Origin of the sequence: Pseudomonas sp. GM33 (assembly GCF_000282295.1) — a bacterium.
GTDB lineage: Bacteria > Pseudomonadota > Gammaproteobacteria > Pseudomonadales > Pseudomonadaceae > Aquipseudomonas > Aquipseudomonas laurylsulfatiphila.
Genome location: NZ_AKJO01000067.1, coordinates 120,687 through 134,365, shown reverse-complemented (window position 1 = coordinate 134,365; position 13,679 = coordinate 120,687). Strand labels below are relative to the sequence as shown.

Annotated in this window: 11 protein-coding genes; 5 read left to right on the top strand and 6 right to left on the bottom strand. The window is 60.1% G+C overall.

Annotated features, from left to right (window positions below; all coding sequences use genetic code 11):
• Nucleotides 1-33: 33 nt before the first annotated feature.
• Entirely contained in the window at nucleotides 34-930 is an 897-nt protein-coding gene (gene xerD, locus PMI26_RS20670) for a site-specific tyrosine recombinase XerD (RefSeq protein ID WP_007972733.1), read from the bottom strand.
• 107 nt (nucleotides 931-1,037) lie between these two features.
• Between xerD and PMI26_RS20675 the strand changes: the two genes are divergently transcribed.
• Complete coding sequence (locus tag PMI26_RS20675) at nucleotides 1,038-2,849, top strand: cation:proton antiporter (protein WP_007972731.1); 1,812 nt, start codon at nucleotides 1,038-1,040, stop codon at nucleotides 2,847-2,849.
• Nucleotides 2,850-3,053: 204 nt separating this feature from the next.
• Here the strand turns inward: PMI26_RS20675 and rplS are convergent, their stop codons facing one another.
• The 5 genes from rplS to ffh form a co-directional block, all read right to left on the bottom strand.
• Nucleotides 3,054-3,404, bottom strand: a complete 351-nt coding sequence (gene rplS / locus PMI26_RS20680; protein WP_003175895.1) for a 50S ribosomal protein L19 — start codon at nucleotides 3,402-3,404, stop codon at nucleotides 3,054-3,056.
• Nucleotides 3,405-3,449: 45 nt separating this feature from the next.
• Entirely contained in the window at nucleotides 3,450-4,202 is a 753-nt protein-coding gene (trmD, locus tag PMI26_RS20685; protein WP_007897583.1) for a tRNA (guanosine(37)-N1)-methyltransferase TrmD, read from the bottom strand.
• A 2-nt stretch (nucleotides 4,203-4,204) separates the two neighbouring features.
• Nucleotides 4,205-4,741 carry a ribosome maturation factor RimM gene (gene rimM, locus PMI26_RS20690; RefSeq protein ID WP_007972729.1) on the bottom strand — a complete coding sequence of 179 codons (537 nt, stop codon included), beginning with the start codon at nucleotides 4,739-4,741 and terminating at the stop codon, nucleotides 4,205-4,207.
• A gap of 5 nt (nucleotides 4,742-4,746) precedes the next feature.
• Nucleotides 4,747-4,998: a 30S ribosomal protein S16 gene (rpsP, locus tag PMI26_RS20695; protein WP_007972721.1), complete on the bottom strand. Its 252-nt coding sequence runs from the start codon at nucleotides 4,996-4,998 to the stop codon at nucleotides 4,747-4,749.
• A 250-nt stretch (nucleotides 4,999-5,248) separates the two neighbouring features.
• Nucleotides 5,249-6,625: a signal recognition particle protein gene (ffh, locus tag PMI26_RS20700; RefSeq protein WP_007972719.1), complete on the bottom strand. Its 1,377-nt coding sequence runs from the start codon at nucleotides 6,623-6,625 to the stop codon at nucleotides 5,249-5,251.
• A 210-nt stretch (nucleotides 6,626-6,835) separates the two neighbouring features.
• Here ffh and PMI26_RS20705 point away from each other — a divergent pair, with 210 nt between their 5' ends.
• From PMI26_RS20705 to PMI26_RS20720, 4 genes are all read left to right on the top strand, one after another.
• Complete coding sequence (locus tag PMI26_RS20705) at nucleotides 6,836-7,648, top strand: cytochrome C assembly family protein (RefSeq protein WP_007972717.1); 813 nt, start codon at nucleotides 6,836-6,838, stop codon at nucleotides 7,646-7,648.
• Nucleotides 7,649-7,660: 12 nt separating this feature from the next.
• The gene (locus PMI26_RS20710; protein WP_007972713.1) at nucleotides 7,661-8,902 is read left to right on the top strand and encodes a transporter associated domain-containing protein; all 1,242 of its coding nucleotides are present in this window, start codon (nucleotides 7,661-7,663) and stop codon (nucleotides 8,900-8,902) included.
• Between the two features lie 241 nt (nucleotides 8,903-9,143).
• Complete coding sequence (locus tag PMI26_RS20715) at nucleotides 9,144-10,460, top strand: MFS transporter (RefSeq protein WP_007972711.1); 1,317 nt, start codon at nucleotides 9,144-9,146, stop codon at nucleotides 10,458-10,460.
• A gap of 238 nt (nucleotides 10,461-10,698) precedes the next feature.
• On the top strand, nucleotides 10,699-13,545 hold the full coding sequence (locus PMI26_RS20720; RefSeq protein WP_007972710.1) for a valine--tRNA ligase: 2,847 nt from the start codon (nucleotides 10,699-10,701) through the stop codon (nucleotides 13,543-13,545).
• The last annotated feature ends 134 nt before the right edge of the window (nucleotides 13,546-13,679 follow it).

Genomic DNA, 13,679 nt, shown 5'->3' with positions numbered 1-13,679 from the left:
GAGGTTCAAGACGGTATCTACACAGGACCGTGTTCAGCCTCGGGGATGATGCCTGGCGTGAAGGTCTTGCAAGCGGGCGCGGGCGACGTGCGTGTAAATCTGGGTAGTCGACAGATCGCTGTGGCCAAGGAGCATCTGCACCACCCGTAAATCGGCGCCGTGGTTGAGCAGATGCGTGGCGAAGGCATGGCGCAACGTGTGCGGCGACAGCGACTTGCCAATCCCGGCGACCTTGGCCTGATGCTTGATCCGGTGCCAGAAGGTCTGGCGGGTCATTTGCTCGCCACGCTGACTAGGGAACAACACATCGCTGGGACGCCCGCCAAGCAGTTCGCTGCGGGCATCGCGCATATAGCGCTCGACCCAGACAATCGCCTCCTCGCCCATCGGCACCAACCGCTCCTTGCTGCCCTTGCCCATCACTCGCAACACCCCCTGGCGCAAATTGACCTGCTCCAGCGTCAGGCTGATCAGCTCCGTCACCCGCAGACCACAGGCATAAAGCACTTCGAGCATCGCCCGGTCACGCTGGCCGATGGCTTCACTGAGGTCCGGTGCAGCCAACAGCGCATCAACGTCAGCTTCCGACAAGGATTTGGGCAATGGCCTACCCAGTTGCGGCATATCGATGCGCAGGGTTGGATCGACGGCGATCATCTTTTCCCGCAACAGATAGCGATAGAAGCCACGCACCCCCGAGAGAAATCGCGCAGTGGACCGAGGCTTGTAGTTTTGCTCCAGGCGCCACGCCAGGTGGTCGAGTATCAACTCGCGCCCGGCATTGACCAGCTCCAGTCCTTTGTCCTGTAACCAGCCGTTGAACAGCGCCAGGTCACTGCGATAGGCATTGCGGGTGTTATCGGAAAGGCCCTTCTCCAGCCACAAGGCATCGAGAAATTGGTCTATCAGCGGGTGATCGATGGCAGGCATGGGCACTCAAATCACGCAGCCTTGAGACTGCGCACGAAATTAGAAACAGACATGGAAACGGCCGCTAGTCTTTCATAGGCCGCCAAATCAAGGAACAGGGAGCAGCAATGAGCGAACAGCACATCTTACTGGCATTGGGTGGAATCGGTGCGGCGGCGCTGCTCTGTCAATGGCTGGCCTGGCGCCTGAAACTGCCGGCGATCCTTTTCCTGCTGTTGACCGGCATTCTGGTCGGCCCCGTGCTGCACTTGCTCGACCCTCAGGAAATGTTCGGGCCATTGCTGATGCCGCTGGTGTCCCTGGCAGTGGCGCTGATCCTCTTCGAAGGCAGCCTGACCCTGCACTTGTCCGAATGGCGCGAGATCGGCAGCGTCGTCCACCGCCTGGTCACGATTGGCGCGCTCTCCACATGGGCGGTCATTGCGCTCGCCACTCACTGGCTGCTGGGTTTCGACTGGATGCTCGCCATCCTGTTCGGCAGCCTGACCCTGGTGACCGGGCCGACCGTGATCGTACCGATGCTGCGTGTCGTGCGACCGAAAGCCTCGATTGCCAACATTCTGCGCTGGGAAGGCATTGTCATCGATCCCATCGGCGCACTGCTGGCGGTGGTCGTCTATAGCTTCATCATCGCCAGCGCCGAAGGTAACGGGCTCAAGGAAAGTCTGCTGACCTTCGGCGGCGTAATCTTGTGTGGCAGCCTCTTCGGCATTCTTGGCGGCTGGTTGCTGGGCACCCTGATTCGTCGTCAGTGGTTGCCGGAATACCTGCACAACCTGGCAGCGCTTGCGGCAGTGCTGGGCATTTTCATAGCGTCCAACGAAGTCACCCACGAATCCGGACTGCTCGCCGTGACACTGATGGGCATGTGGCTGGCGAACATGAAAGGCGTCGACGTGAGGCACATCCTGCACTTCAAGGAAAACCTCAGCGTATTGCTAATCTCCGGCCTGTTCATTCTGCTGGCGGCACGACTGGACCTGAACGCCATGATCGGCCTCGGGCCACTGGTGCTGATTTTGTTGCTGGTCATTCAGTTCATCGCCCGCCCATTGAATGTGTTGCTGAGCACAGCGGGCTCCAGCCTGGGTTGGCGCGAACGGGCGCTGCTGGCGTGGATCGCCCCGCGGGGCATTGTGGCAGCGGCGGTGTCGGCAATCTTCGCCATCCGCCTGCATGAGGCCGGTCATCAGGGGGCACTGCTGCTGGTGCCGCTCACCTTTGCGGTGATCATCGGCACGGTGGTGTTGCAAAGCGCGACGGCACGACCGCTGGCACGCCTGCTGAAGGTGGCGGAACCGGCACCGAGCGGCTTCCTGATCATCGGCGCCAACGGACCCGCTCGCACACTGGGCAAGGCCCTGCAGCAACTGGGCAGTCGCGTACTGTTGACGGATTCGAGCTGGGAAAACATTCGCGCAGCCCGGATGGAAGGCTTGCCGACCTATTTTGGCAATCCGGCGTCGCAACATGCCGATGCGCACCTGGACCTGGTCGGCCTCGGGCACTTGCTGGCGCTGTCACCCTCCGGTGAAATGAACACCCTGGCGCTGATGCGCTTTCGTCATGAACTGGGCCATCAGCGCATGTTCGGCCTGGGCAGCGGCCAGGAAAGCCGTCGCACCGACAAGCATCGCACCAGCCTGGAACATCGCGGCAATCAACTGGGCAGCGAAGCGCTGACCTACGCCAAACTCGCCAGCCAGTTGAGCCAGGGGGCCGAGCTGTACAGCACAACATTGACGGATGGCTTCGGCTGGGATGATTACCAGGCACTGCATGGTGAGCGAGCGACGTTGCTGTTCGTGCGCGATGACAGCGGTTGGGTGCATGTGGTGACGCCGGAGAGTACGATCAAGCCCGCGGCGGGCTGGACGTTGTTGGCGTTGATTCAGCCGGAGACTGTTGGCGCCGGCTAAATCCCATCGCGAGCAAGCTCGCTCCCACAATGATCTTTAGTGCTCACCGATATTGCGCTCACTGGAGATCCACTGCGGGAGCGAGCTTGCTCGCGATGGCCGCAACTCGGTCTTGCGTCAGGCCATGAACCGGAGAACTCATTAAATCGCAGGCAACAAAAAAGCAGCCCGCAGGCTGCTTTTTTTTTGCATCGGAAGCTGGACTTAAGCCAGTTTTTCCTTGATGCGAGCTGCTTTACCCGACAGGTCGCGCAGGTAGTACAGCTTGGCTTTACGTACGTCACCGCGACGCTTGACAGCCATGCTGTCGATTTGCGGGGAGTAGGTCTGGAAAGTACGCTCTACGCCAACACCGTTGGAGATTTTACGAACGGTGAATGCACTGTTTACGCCGCGGTTACGCTTGGCGATAACAACACCTTCGAACGCTTGCAGACGCGAACGGTCGCCTTCCTTCACTTTCACCTGAACGACAATGGTGTCGCCCGGGGCAAAGGTAGGGATCTCTTTGGTCATCTGCTCTGCTTCGAGTGCAAGGATGATTTTGTTAGTCATGCTGTGCTCCTAAGGTAAATCGTCGGATCTACCATCGATACGTTGTTAACTATCGTCCCGCTCGCGGATGTATTCCTCGAGCAGCTTCTTCTCTTCTCCAGAAAGCGAGCGGCTTTCCAGAAGATCGGCGCGTCGTTCAAAGGTCCGACCAAGGGACTGCTGTAAACGCCAACGCCGGATGTGCGCGTGATTGCCACTTAGCAATACGTCGGGAACACGCTGATCCGCATACACCTCCGGTCGGGTGTAGTGCGGGCAATCCAGCAAACCATCCGTAAAGGAATCTTCCTCGGCGGAGTCCGCATGCCCTAAAGCTCCAGGCAGCAGTCGTGTAACCGCATCGATCAGGACCATCGCCGGCAGCTCGCCGCCAGACAGAACATAGTCGCCAATCGACCACTCTTCATCGACATGAGCATCAATAAAACGCTCGTCAATGCCTTCATAGCGGCCGGCAATCAGGATCAATGCATCCAGATTCGCCAACTCGCGTACCGCCGACTGAGTCAGCTGGCGGCCTTGGGGCGACAGGTAAATTACCTTCGCCGCCTCCCCGGCTGCTGCCTTGGCCTGAACCAGAGCATCTTCCAGGGGCTTGATCTTCATCACCATGCCCGGGCCACCGCCAAACGGGCGATCGTCCACAGTGTGATGTCGATCCGTCGTGTAGTCTCGCGGATTCCAACAGGTGAGCTGCAAGAGCCCCTGTTTCACCGCACGACTGGTGATGCCGTACTCGCTGATGGCAGAGAACATCTCGGGAAACAGACTGATCACTTCTACGCGCAAGTTAGCCACGCTTAGAAATCCGCGTCCCAATCCACCTTCATCTCGCCTGCCGCCAGGTCGACAGCCAACACGCATTGCTCGGTATAGGGCAACAGGCGTTCGCGATCATCCAGGCTGCCAGCGCAAGGCTTGACCACCATGACATCGTTCGAGCCGGTCTCCAGCAGGTGATCGATCTTCCCGAACAGTTGCCCGAGGGTGTCGATGACCTTGAGACCTTCCAGCTGGTACCAGTAGTACTCGCCGTCGGTGAGTTCAGGGAACAGGTTGCGCGGCACGCAGATCTCATAACCGGCCAGAAGACGAGCTTCTTCACGATCATCGAGACCCTTGAGCTTTGCGACCAGGAACTTGTCATTCCCGCGTCCGCTGACCAGCTCTACCTGCTTTACATTGCCGTCACGCTTGAGCGTCCAGGTTTTGTAATCCAGCAGGTTCTTAATCGGATCAGTAAAGGAGTACACCTTCACTTCGCCGCGAACGCCGTGAACAGAATAAATCTTGCCGATAACGATCAAATCATCAGCAACAGCTGGCGTCGCGTTCATATTGCTCAGGCCGCAGCCTTAGCAGATTCCTTCAACAACTGAGCAACGCGCTCAGAAGGTTGTGCACCAACGCTCAGCCAGTAGGCTACGCGCTCTTGGTTCACGGACAGACGAACTTCCTGACCACGGGCAACAGGGTTGAAGTAGCCAACCTGTTCCTTGTGCGAACCGTCGCGCGGGTTGCGGCTGTCGGTTACGGTCAAGTGGTAAAACGGGCGCTTTTTGGAGCCGCCAAGGGCAAGACGGATTGTTAGCATGTGAACATCGTTCCTGTAGTCGGTGCTGCAAATCTAAAGGCACAGCGGGCATGGGTGCCCGAAAGGCCGCATATTCTAAGGAATATCCGGACTTTTGCAAATGACTTTTTCCGGCGGCCTATCGGCCGCCATGCAGATTTGCTATAGAGCCGTCGTTGAAAACGGCCGGTCAGCTCCCGCCAAGTGCGGGTTTGCTGTGTATCCCACGTCCATGTGGGTTAGCGCCGGTGCGACGACCGGCGCGAATTCTTTACATCTTGGGCATGCCGCCGCCGGGCAACATACCGCCCATCCCGCGCATCATCTTGGCCATTCCGCCTTTTGCAGAGAACTTCTTCATCATCTTCTGCATCTGCTTGTGCTGCTTGATCAAGCGGCCGATGTCCTGCACCTGGGTGCCGGAACCCATGGCGATCCGGCGCTTGCGCGAACCACTGATCATCTCGGGATCGCGGCGCTCGGCCGGGGTCATCGAGTTGATGATGGCTTCCATCTGCTTGAATTGCTTTTCTGCCGCACCCTGGGCGTTGCCCATTTGCGCCAGGTTCACGCCACCCATGTTCGGCAGCTTGTCCATGAGCCCGCCGAGGCCGCCCATGTTCTTCATCTGTTGCAGCTGATCGCGGAAGTCTTCGAGGTCGAAGCCCTTGCCCTTCTTCAGCTTCTTGGCCAGCTTATCGGCCTTGTCCTTGTCGAGGGTCGCTTCCGCCTGCTCGATCAGGCTTAGCACGTCGCCCATGCCGAGGATGCGCGAGGCGATACGCTCAGGGTGGAACGGATCGAGCGCTTCGCTCTTCTCGCCCATACCGATGAACTTGATCGGCTTGCCGGTGATGGCGCGCACCGACAGCGCGGCACCGCCACGGGCGTCGCCGTCGACCTTGGTCAGGATCACACCGGTCAGCGGCAATGCATCGCCGAAGGCCTTGGCCGTGTTGGCGGCGTCCTGGCCGGTCATGGCGTCGACCACAAACAGGGTTTCGACCGGGTTGATCGCGGCGTGCAGCGCCTTGATCTCACCCATCATCTCTTCATCGATGTGCAGGCGACCGGCGGTATCGACGATGACTACGTCGATGAATTTGAGTTTTGCTTCCTTAATAGCCGCATTGGCGATGTCGACCGGCTTCTGGCTCAGGTCCGACGGGAAGAAGGTCACGCCGATGTCGTTGGCCAGGGTTTCCAGCTGCTTGATCGCCGCCGGACGGTAAACGTCGGCGGACACGACCATGACCGACTTCTTCTTGCGTTCTTTAAGGAAGCGCGCGAGCTTGCCGGCGGTGGTGGTTTTACCAGCGCCCTGCAAACCGGCCATGAGGATGACCGCTGGCGGCACTGCGCTCAGGTTCAGGTCTTCGTTGGCCGCGCCCATCAGGCTTTCGAGCTCGGCCTGGACGATCTTCACGAAGGCCTGGCCCGGCGTCAGGCTGCGCGACACCTCGGTACCGACGGCACGCTCCTTGACCGAATTGACGAAGTCCTTGACCACCGGCAGGGCAACGTCGGCTTCGAGCAACGCCATGCGCACTTCACGCAGGGTATCTTTGATGTTGTCTTCAGTCAGCTTGGCCTTGCCGGTGACATGGCGCAGCGTCTGCGAGAGACGTTCGGTTAAGTTTTCAAACATTGCGCGATCCTTTCAGGCCCTGTGTAGACCGGGATAATGGCGGCCCGGACCGGACTAAACGTGTGCTCGGCGAGCCTGCGGCGTGGGCAGGTCGCGGATTATAGCGAAGACTGTGGCCGGCGGACACCTCGCCGTCGGGTTGCGCGGTCTTTCGTGTGGCAGGGGTTCTATGCCAAACTCAGCGACTTTCGGGCTTGCCTAACAGGATTTATGCTCCCCTTGTCACCCAGCTTGCTAACTACCCTCGCCGCCGCCTGCTTGTATGCCGCTGCGACCATTTACCAGGGCACTCGCCTGGCGTCCGGCGCCAAGGTCAACAAACGCCTGCTGGTCATGCTCGGCGTGCTCGCCGTATTGGCCCACAGCGTCAGCCTGCTCACCCACCTGCTGACCCCGACCGGCCTGGCCCTGGACTTCTTCAGTGCCGCCAGCCTGATTGCCGTGGCGGTCATCGCACTGACCCTGCTGGCCTGCTCGCGGATTCCGGTGGAAAACCTGCTGGTCCTGCTGTTTCCGCTTGGGGCCTTGACCGTGATGCTGGCGCATTTTGCCCCCGCCGGCACGGTACAGGTCATCGATGAGGAGCCGGGCATCCTCGCCCACATCCTGCTTTCGATCCTGGCCTATGGCATGTTCACCATCGCGGTGTTCCAGTCCTTGCTGCTGCTGGTCCAGGACCACCAGCTCAAGCACAAGCACCCCTCCGGACTGATCAAGAACTTCCCGCCGCTGCAGACCATGGAAAGCCTGTTGTTCGGTTTTCTCTGGGCCGGCTGGACGCTGTTGTCGCTGTCGCTGATTTCCGGCTGGCTGTTCGTCGAGAACCTGTTCGCCCAGCATCTGGTGCACAAAACCCTGCTGGCCTGCCTGGCCTGGGTCGTTTTCAGCGTGCTGCTGTGGGGGCGCAATCGCCTGGGCTGGCGCGGGCACAAAGCCATTCGCTGGACCCTGGCCGGCTTTTGCCTGCTGATGCTGGCGTACTTCGGCAGCAAGCTGGTTCGTGAATACATCCTGCATATCTGACGGGCGGCATTAATGGACGACTTGCCCATAGGGCCGATGCTCGCGGTAGTGACCCTGCTGGTTTTATGGTCGGGGCTGTTTACCGCCATCGAAGCGGCGCACCAGCATTTGCTGGCCCAGCGCACCGCGACGCGTTCCAGCGACAAGCCAGTGGCGAAACTCAGTTTCCCCCTGGCCAGTCTGATTTTTTGCAACACACTGTGCCGTGCACTCGTGGTGGTCATCAGCACCTTGCTGGCCATTTTCACCTGGGGCGAGAACGGCCCGTGGGTCGCCTGCCTCGGGGCGGGCGCCATCTTGCTGGTGTTTTCCGACTACTTGCCACGCACCCTCGCCGCTCGCTATCCGGATGCGATCCTGGCCCAGGGCAACAACCTGCTGCGGTTGCCGCTGAAAGTCATCTATCCCGCGGCATGGCTGCTCACCAGCATCAGCCGCTTGCTGACGCGCCCATTTGTCCGTAAAGCCAAAGTGGTGCAACAAAGTGAGGACGAAACGCTGACGGAGCGGCATGCGCCCTCCGAAACCGTAAGCCGCCCTCACCCGCTGCCCGGCATCCACGCGCTGGACAACATCACCGTCAATGACATCCTGGTACCGCGCAGCGACGTGGACGGCATCAATCTCGATGACTCCATCGAAGAAATCATCGAACAGTTGCGCCACAACAAGCGCACGCGCCTGCCGGTGTTCCACAGTGATATCAACCAGGTCGAAGCCGTCCTCAACACCCGGCACATCCTGCACTTGCTGCCCGATGCGAGCCTGACCAGGGAAGCCTTGCTGGCGGCCAGCCACGAGCCGTACTTCGTGCCGGAAAGCACCCCGCTGCAGCTGCAGCTGCTCAACTTCCACAAACAGCAGCGACGCCTGGGCATGGTGGTCGATGAATACGGCGAAGTGCTGGGCATCGTCACCCTGGAAGACATTCTCGAAGAAATCGTCGGCGAGTTCGAAAGCCAGCACAGCCTGGACAACCCGCACATTCATCCGCAAGCCGACGGACGCCTGGTGATCGACGGAGCCGCGTCCATCCGCGAACTGAACAAGAGCCTCGGCTGGCACCTGCCCAGCGATGGTCCGAAAACCCTGAACGGCTTGGTCACCGAAGCGCTGGAAACCATCCCGGACTGCCCTGTCTGCCTGAAAATCGGCCGCTATCGCCTGGAAATTCTCGCGACTGAGGAAAACCGTGTCACGCGGGTGTTGATTTGGCAGACCAACCCGGCACTCGCTGCTTTACCCGCCCGTTAGATTGTTCAAAGATCGCAGCCTGCGGCAGCTCCTACATTGGAACGCGTTTCCCCTGTAGGAGCTGCCGCAGGCTGCGATCTTTTGCGCTTGTTGAATCGTTAGCCACCTTCCTATAATCGAACCGCTTACCCAAGCCCCGCCACACCCTGTGCCACCCGCACTCTGCGTTAAGCCCACATCCCTGGGTTCTCGACCATAATAATTCGCTCCACTGGGGCACATGACTGTCAGGGATCACCGCATGACGACCAGCACGACTTACAGCGACTCCACACCTGCACAACCGACGAACTCCGCTACCCGCGTGGCCACTGCGAGCTTCATCGGTACCGCCATCGAGTTCTACGATTTCTATGTCTATGCCACCGCCGCAGCACTGGTGATTGGCCCAGTGTTCTTTCCGCAGACATCCGGCACCGCCCAGATGCTGTCGGCGTTTCTCACGTTCGGCATCGCCTTCCTCGCACGCCCCTTGGGTTCGGCTCTTTTCGGTCACTTCGGCGACCGTATCGGCCGCAAGTCGACCCTGGTCGCCTCGTTGCTGCTGATGGGCGTGTGCACCACGCTGATCGGCGTGCTGCCCGGTTATGACAGCATTGGCGCCTGGGCACCGATCCTGTTGTGCGTCCTGCGCTTCGGCCAGGGCCTGGGGTTGGGCGGCGAATGGGGTGGCGCGGCATTGCTGGCCACGGAGAACGCGCCGAAAGGCAAACGCGCGTGGTTCGGCATGTTCCCGCAGTTGGGCCCATCCATTGGTTTCCTGGCGGCCAACGGCCTGTTCCTGACTTTGGCCGTGGTGCTGGACGATGAACAGTTCCGCTCATGGGGCTGGCGTATTCCGTTCCTGCTCAGCGCCGCGCTGGTGATGGTTGGCCTGTACGTGCGTCTCAAGCTGCATGAGACCCCGGTATTCGCCAACGCCATGGCGCGCCAGGAACGAGTGAAGATCCCGCTATTCGAGCTGTTCGGCCAATACTGGATGCCCGTCTTGCTGGGCGCCGGCGCGATGGTCGTGTGCTACGCGCTGTTTTACATCTCCACGGTGTTTTCCCTGAGCTACGGCGTTGCAACACTCGGCTACAGCCGCGAAACCTTCCTCGGCCTGCTGTGCTTCGCGGTGCTGTTCATGGCGGCTGCCACACCGCTGTCGGCCTGGGCCAGCGACCGTTACGGGCGCAAGCCGGTGCTGATCATCGGTGGCGTGCTGGCGATCCTGTCCGGCTTCCTCATGGAACCGCTGCTGACCCAAGGTTCGACCTGGGGTGTGGCGTTGTTCCTGTGCATCGAACTGTTTCTGATGGGCGTGACATTTGCGCCCATGGGCGCGCTGCTGCCAGAGCTGTTCCCCACCCACGTGCGCTACACCGGTGCCTCGGCGGCCTACAACCTGGGCGGTATCGTGGGCGCCTCCGCAGCGCCCTTCTTCGCCCAGAAACTGGTGGCCATGGGCGGACTGAGCTACGTCGGCGGCTATGTGTCCGGAGCGGCGGTGCTGAGTTTGATTGCGGTGCTGTGCCTGAAGGAAACGCGGCATAACGATTTGAATCAGGTCGCCTGACAGATCGCTTTCGCGGGCAAGCCCGCTCCCACAGGCCTATGTCGAACCACTATTTTGCGATCGACACTGATCCTGTGGGAGCGTGGCTTGCCCGCGATGGCGTCATTGCAGACAAAACGCCTCCCGAAAAACCACAACTTTTCCCAAGCCCATTGTCACCTCGCTCTACGCGCATCGGCTCATCCCCGCTATACTTCCCGGCTTTTCCTGAATAAATGCCAATAGGGTCCCGCCGCGCATGGATAAGACCTACCAGCCGCACGCCATTGAAACTTCCTGGTACAACACCTGGGAGTCAGAGAATTACTTCGCCCCGCAAGGCGCGGGCGAGTCCTACACCATCATGATCCCGCCGCCGAACGTCACCGGCAGCCTGCACATGGGTCACGGCTTCAACAACGCGATCATGGACGCCCTGATCCGTTTCCGCCGCATGCAGGGTCGCAACACCCTGTGGCAGCCGGGTACCGACCACGCCGGTATCGCCACGCAGATGCTGGTCGAGCGTCAGCTCGAAGCCAAGGGCCAGAGCCGCCATGACCTGGGCCGCGAAAAATTCCTCGAGAAAGTCTGGGAGTGGAAGGATGAGTCCGGTGGCAACATCAGCCGTCAGATCCGTCGCCTCGGCTCGTCCGTCGACTGGAGCCGCGAGCGCTTCACCATGGACGACGGCCTCTCGGAAGCCGTGAAAGAAGCGTTCGTTCGTTTGCACGAAGACGGCCTGATCTACCGCGGCAAGCGCCTGGTCAACTGGGACACCAAGCTGCACACGGCGATTTCCGACCTCGAAGTGGAGAACCACGACGAGAAAGGTTTCCTGTGGAACCTGAAATATCCGCTGGCCGACGGCGCCAAGACGGCTGAAGGCAACGATTTCCTGATCGTCGCGACCACTCGCCCGGAAACCATGCTCGGCGACTCCGCCGTGGCCGTTAACCCGAACGATGAACGCTACAAAGCCCTGATCGGCAAATTTGTCGAGCTGCCACTGGTTGGCCGCCGCATTCCGATCATCGCCGACGATTACTGCGACCCTGAATTCGGCACCGGCTGCGTGAAAATCACCCCGGCCCACGATTTCAACGACTACGAAGTCGGCAAGCGTCACAACCTGCCGCTGCTGAACATCTTCGACAAGAACGCAGCGGTCCTGCCGGCTTGCCAGGTGTTCAACCTCGACGGCACGCTGAACGAAACCATCGACGGCAAGATCCCGGCCGAATACGCCGGTCTCGACCGCTTCGAAGCGCGCAAGCAGATCGTGGCCGCGTTCGACGCTGCCGGCCTGTTGGTCAGCGTTGACGATCACGCCCTGAAAGTGCCGAAAGGCGACCGTTCCGGCACCGTCATCGAGCCATGGCTGACCGACCAGTGGTACGTGTCGACCAAGCCTTTGGCCGAGCCTGCGATCGCCGCCGTTGAAGACGGCCGCATCCAGTTCGTACCGAAACAGTACGAAAACATGTATTTCTCGTGGATGCGCGACATCCAGGACTGGTGCATCAGCCGTCAACTCTGGTGGGGCCACCGCATTCCGGCCTGGTACGACGAGTCGGGCAAGGTCTACGTCGGTCGCGACGAAGCCGAAGTGCGTGCCAAGCACAACCTCGGCCCGGACGTTGCGCTGCAACAGGACAACGACGTTCTCGACACCTGGTTCAGCTCGGGCCTGTGGACCTTCTCCACCCTCGGCTGGCCGGAAAAAACCGAGTTCCTGAAGAAATTCCACTCCACCGACGTCCTGGTGACTGGCTTCGACATCATTTTCTTCTGGGTTGCCCGGATGATCATGCTCACCATGCATCTGGTGAAAAACGAAGACGGCACGCCGCAGGTTCCGTTCAAGACCGTGTACGTTCACGGCCTGGTGCGTGATGGCCAGGGCCAGAAGATGTCCAAGTCCAAAGGCAACGTCCTGGACCCGCTGGACATTATTGACGGTATCGAGCTCGAAGCCCTGGTGCAGAAGCGCACCTCCGGCATGATGCAGCCGAAACTGGCGAAGAAGATCGAGAAGCAGACCCGCGACGAGTTCGCCGAAGGCATCGCCAGCTACGGCACCGACGCCCTGCGCTTCACCTTCTGCTCGCTGGCGTCCACCGGTCGCGATATCAAGTTCGACATGGGCCGCGTCGAGGGCTATCGCAACTTTTGCAACAAGATCTGGAACGCAGCGCGCTACGTGCTGGACAAGGGCGAAGACTGCGGCCAGAACGGCGAAGCCTATGAGCTGTCGCTGGCTGACCGCTGGATCATTTCGCAGCTGCAACGCACCGAAGCCGAAGTGACCCGCCAACTCGACCAGTTCCGTTTCGACCTGGCGGCACAAGCGCTGTACGAGTTCATCTGGAACCAGTACTGCGACTGGTACCTGGAGCTGTCCAAGCCTGTGCTGTGGGACGAAAACGCTCCGGTTGAACGCCAGCGCGGCACCCGTCGCACCCTGGTGCGCGTACTGGAAGTCGCCCTGCGCCTGGCGCATCCGTTCATGCCGTTCATCACCGAAGAAATCTGGCAGCGCATCGCGCCGCTGGCGGGCATCGAAGGCAAGACGATCATGCTGCAACCTTGGCCAGTGGCCAACGAAACACGCATCGATCAGGCGGCCGAAGATGACATCGAATGGCTCAAGGGCCTGATGCTCGGCACCCGTAACATCCGTGGCGAAATGAACATCGGCCCGGGCAAACCGCTGCCGCTGTTCCTGAAGAACGTCAGCGCCGAGGATCAGCGCCGCCTGACCGAGAACGAAGCCCTGCTGAAGAAGCTGGCGCGCCTCGAATCGATCACCGTGCTGGCTGCTGGCGAAGAAGCCCCGCTGTCCGCCACCGCACTGGTCGGCGAGATGGAAGTGCTGGTGCCAATGGCCGGCCTGATCGACAAAGGTGCGGAACTGGCCCGTCTGGACAAGGAAATCCAGCGTCTGCAGGGTGAAGTGCAACGTGTCGGCGGCAAGTTGTCCAACGCCGGTTTCGTAGACAAGGCGCCCGCCGAAGTCATCGAAAAGGAACGAGCCAAACTGGCCGAAGCGGAACAGGCTCTGGGCAAGTTGGCCGAGCAGCATGCGCGGATTGCCAGTTTGTAAGTTTTAATTCGCCGCTTACACATAAAATGCCCCGATCTTCGGGGCATTTTTTTGATAATTACCAAACGTGTAAATAGTCTCTTATCACTTTTAACTTTGCTAATATCAACATTCCAAACACATCAAAAACTTCC

Coding starts and splice junctions, on each gene's coding strand:
- xerD (WP_007972733.1), bottom strand. CDS start 930: ATGCCTGCCATCGATCACCCGCTGATAGACCAATTTCTCGATGCCTTG.
- PMI26_RS20675 (WP_007972731.1), top strand. CDS start 1,038: ATGAGCGAACAGCACATCTTACTGGCATTGGGTGGAATCGGTGCGGCG.
- rplS (WP_003175895.1), bottom strand. CDS start 3,404: ATGACTAACAAAATCATCCTTGCACTCGAAGCAGAGCAGATGACCAAA.
- rimM (WP_007972729.1), bottom strand. CDS start 4,741: ATGAACGCGACGCCAGCTGTTGCTGATGATTTGATCGTTATCGGCAAG.
- rpsP (WP_007972721.1), bottom strand. CDS start 4,998: ATGCTAACAATCCGTCTTGCCCTTGGCGGCTCCAAAAAGCGCCCGTTT.
- ffh (WP_007972719.1), bottom strand. CDS start 6,625: ATGTTTGAAAACTTAACCGAACGTCTCTCGCAGACGCTGCGCCATGTC.
- PMI26_RS20705 (WP_007972717.1), top strand. CDS start 6,836: ATGCTCCCCTTGTCACCCAGCTTGCTAACTACCCTCGCCGCCGCCTGC.
- PMI26_RS20710 (WP_007972713.1), top strand. CDS start 7,661: ATGGACGACTTGCCCATAGGGCCGATGCTCGCGGTAGTGACCCTGCTG.
- PMI26_RS20715 (WP_007972711.1), top strand. CDS start 9,144: ATGACGACCAGCACGACTTACAGCGACTCCACACCTGCACAACCGACG.
- PMI26_RS20720 (WP_007972710.1), top strand. CDS start 10,699: ATGGATAAGACCTACCAGCCGCACGCCATTGAAACTTCCTGGTACAAC.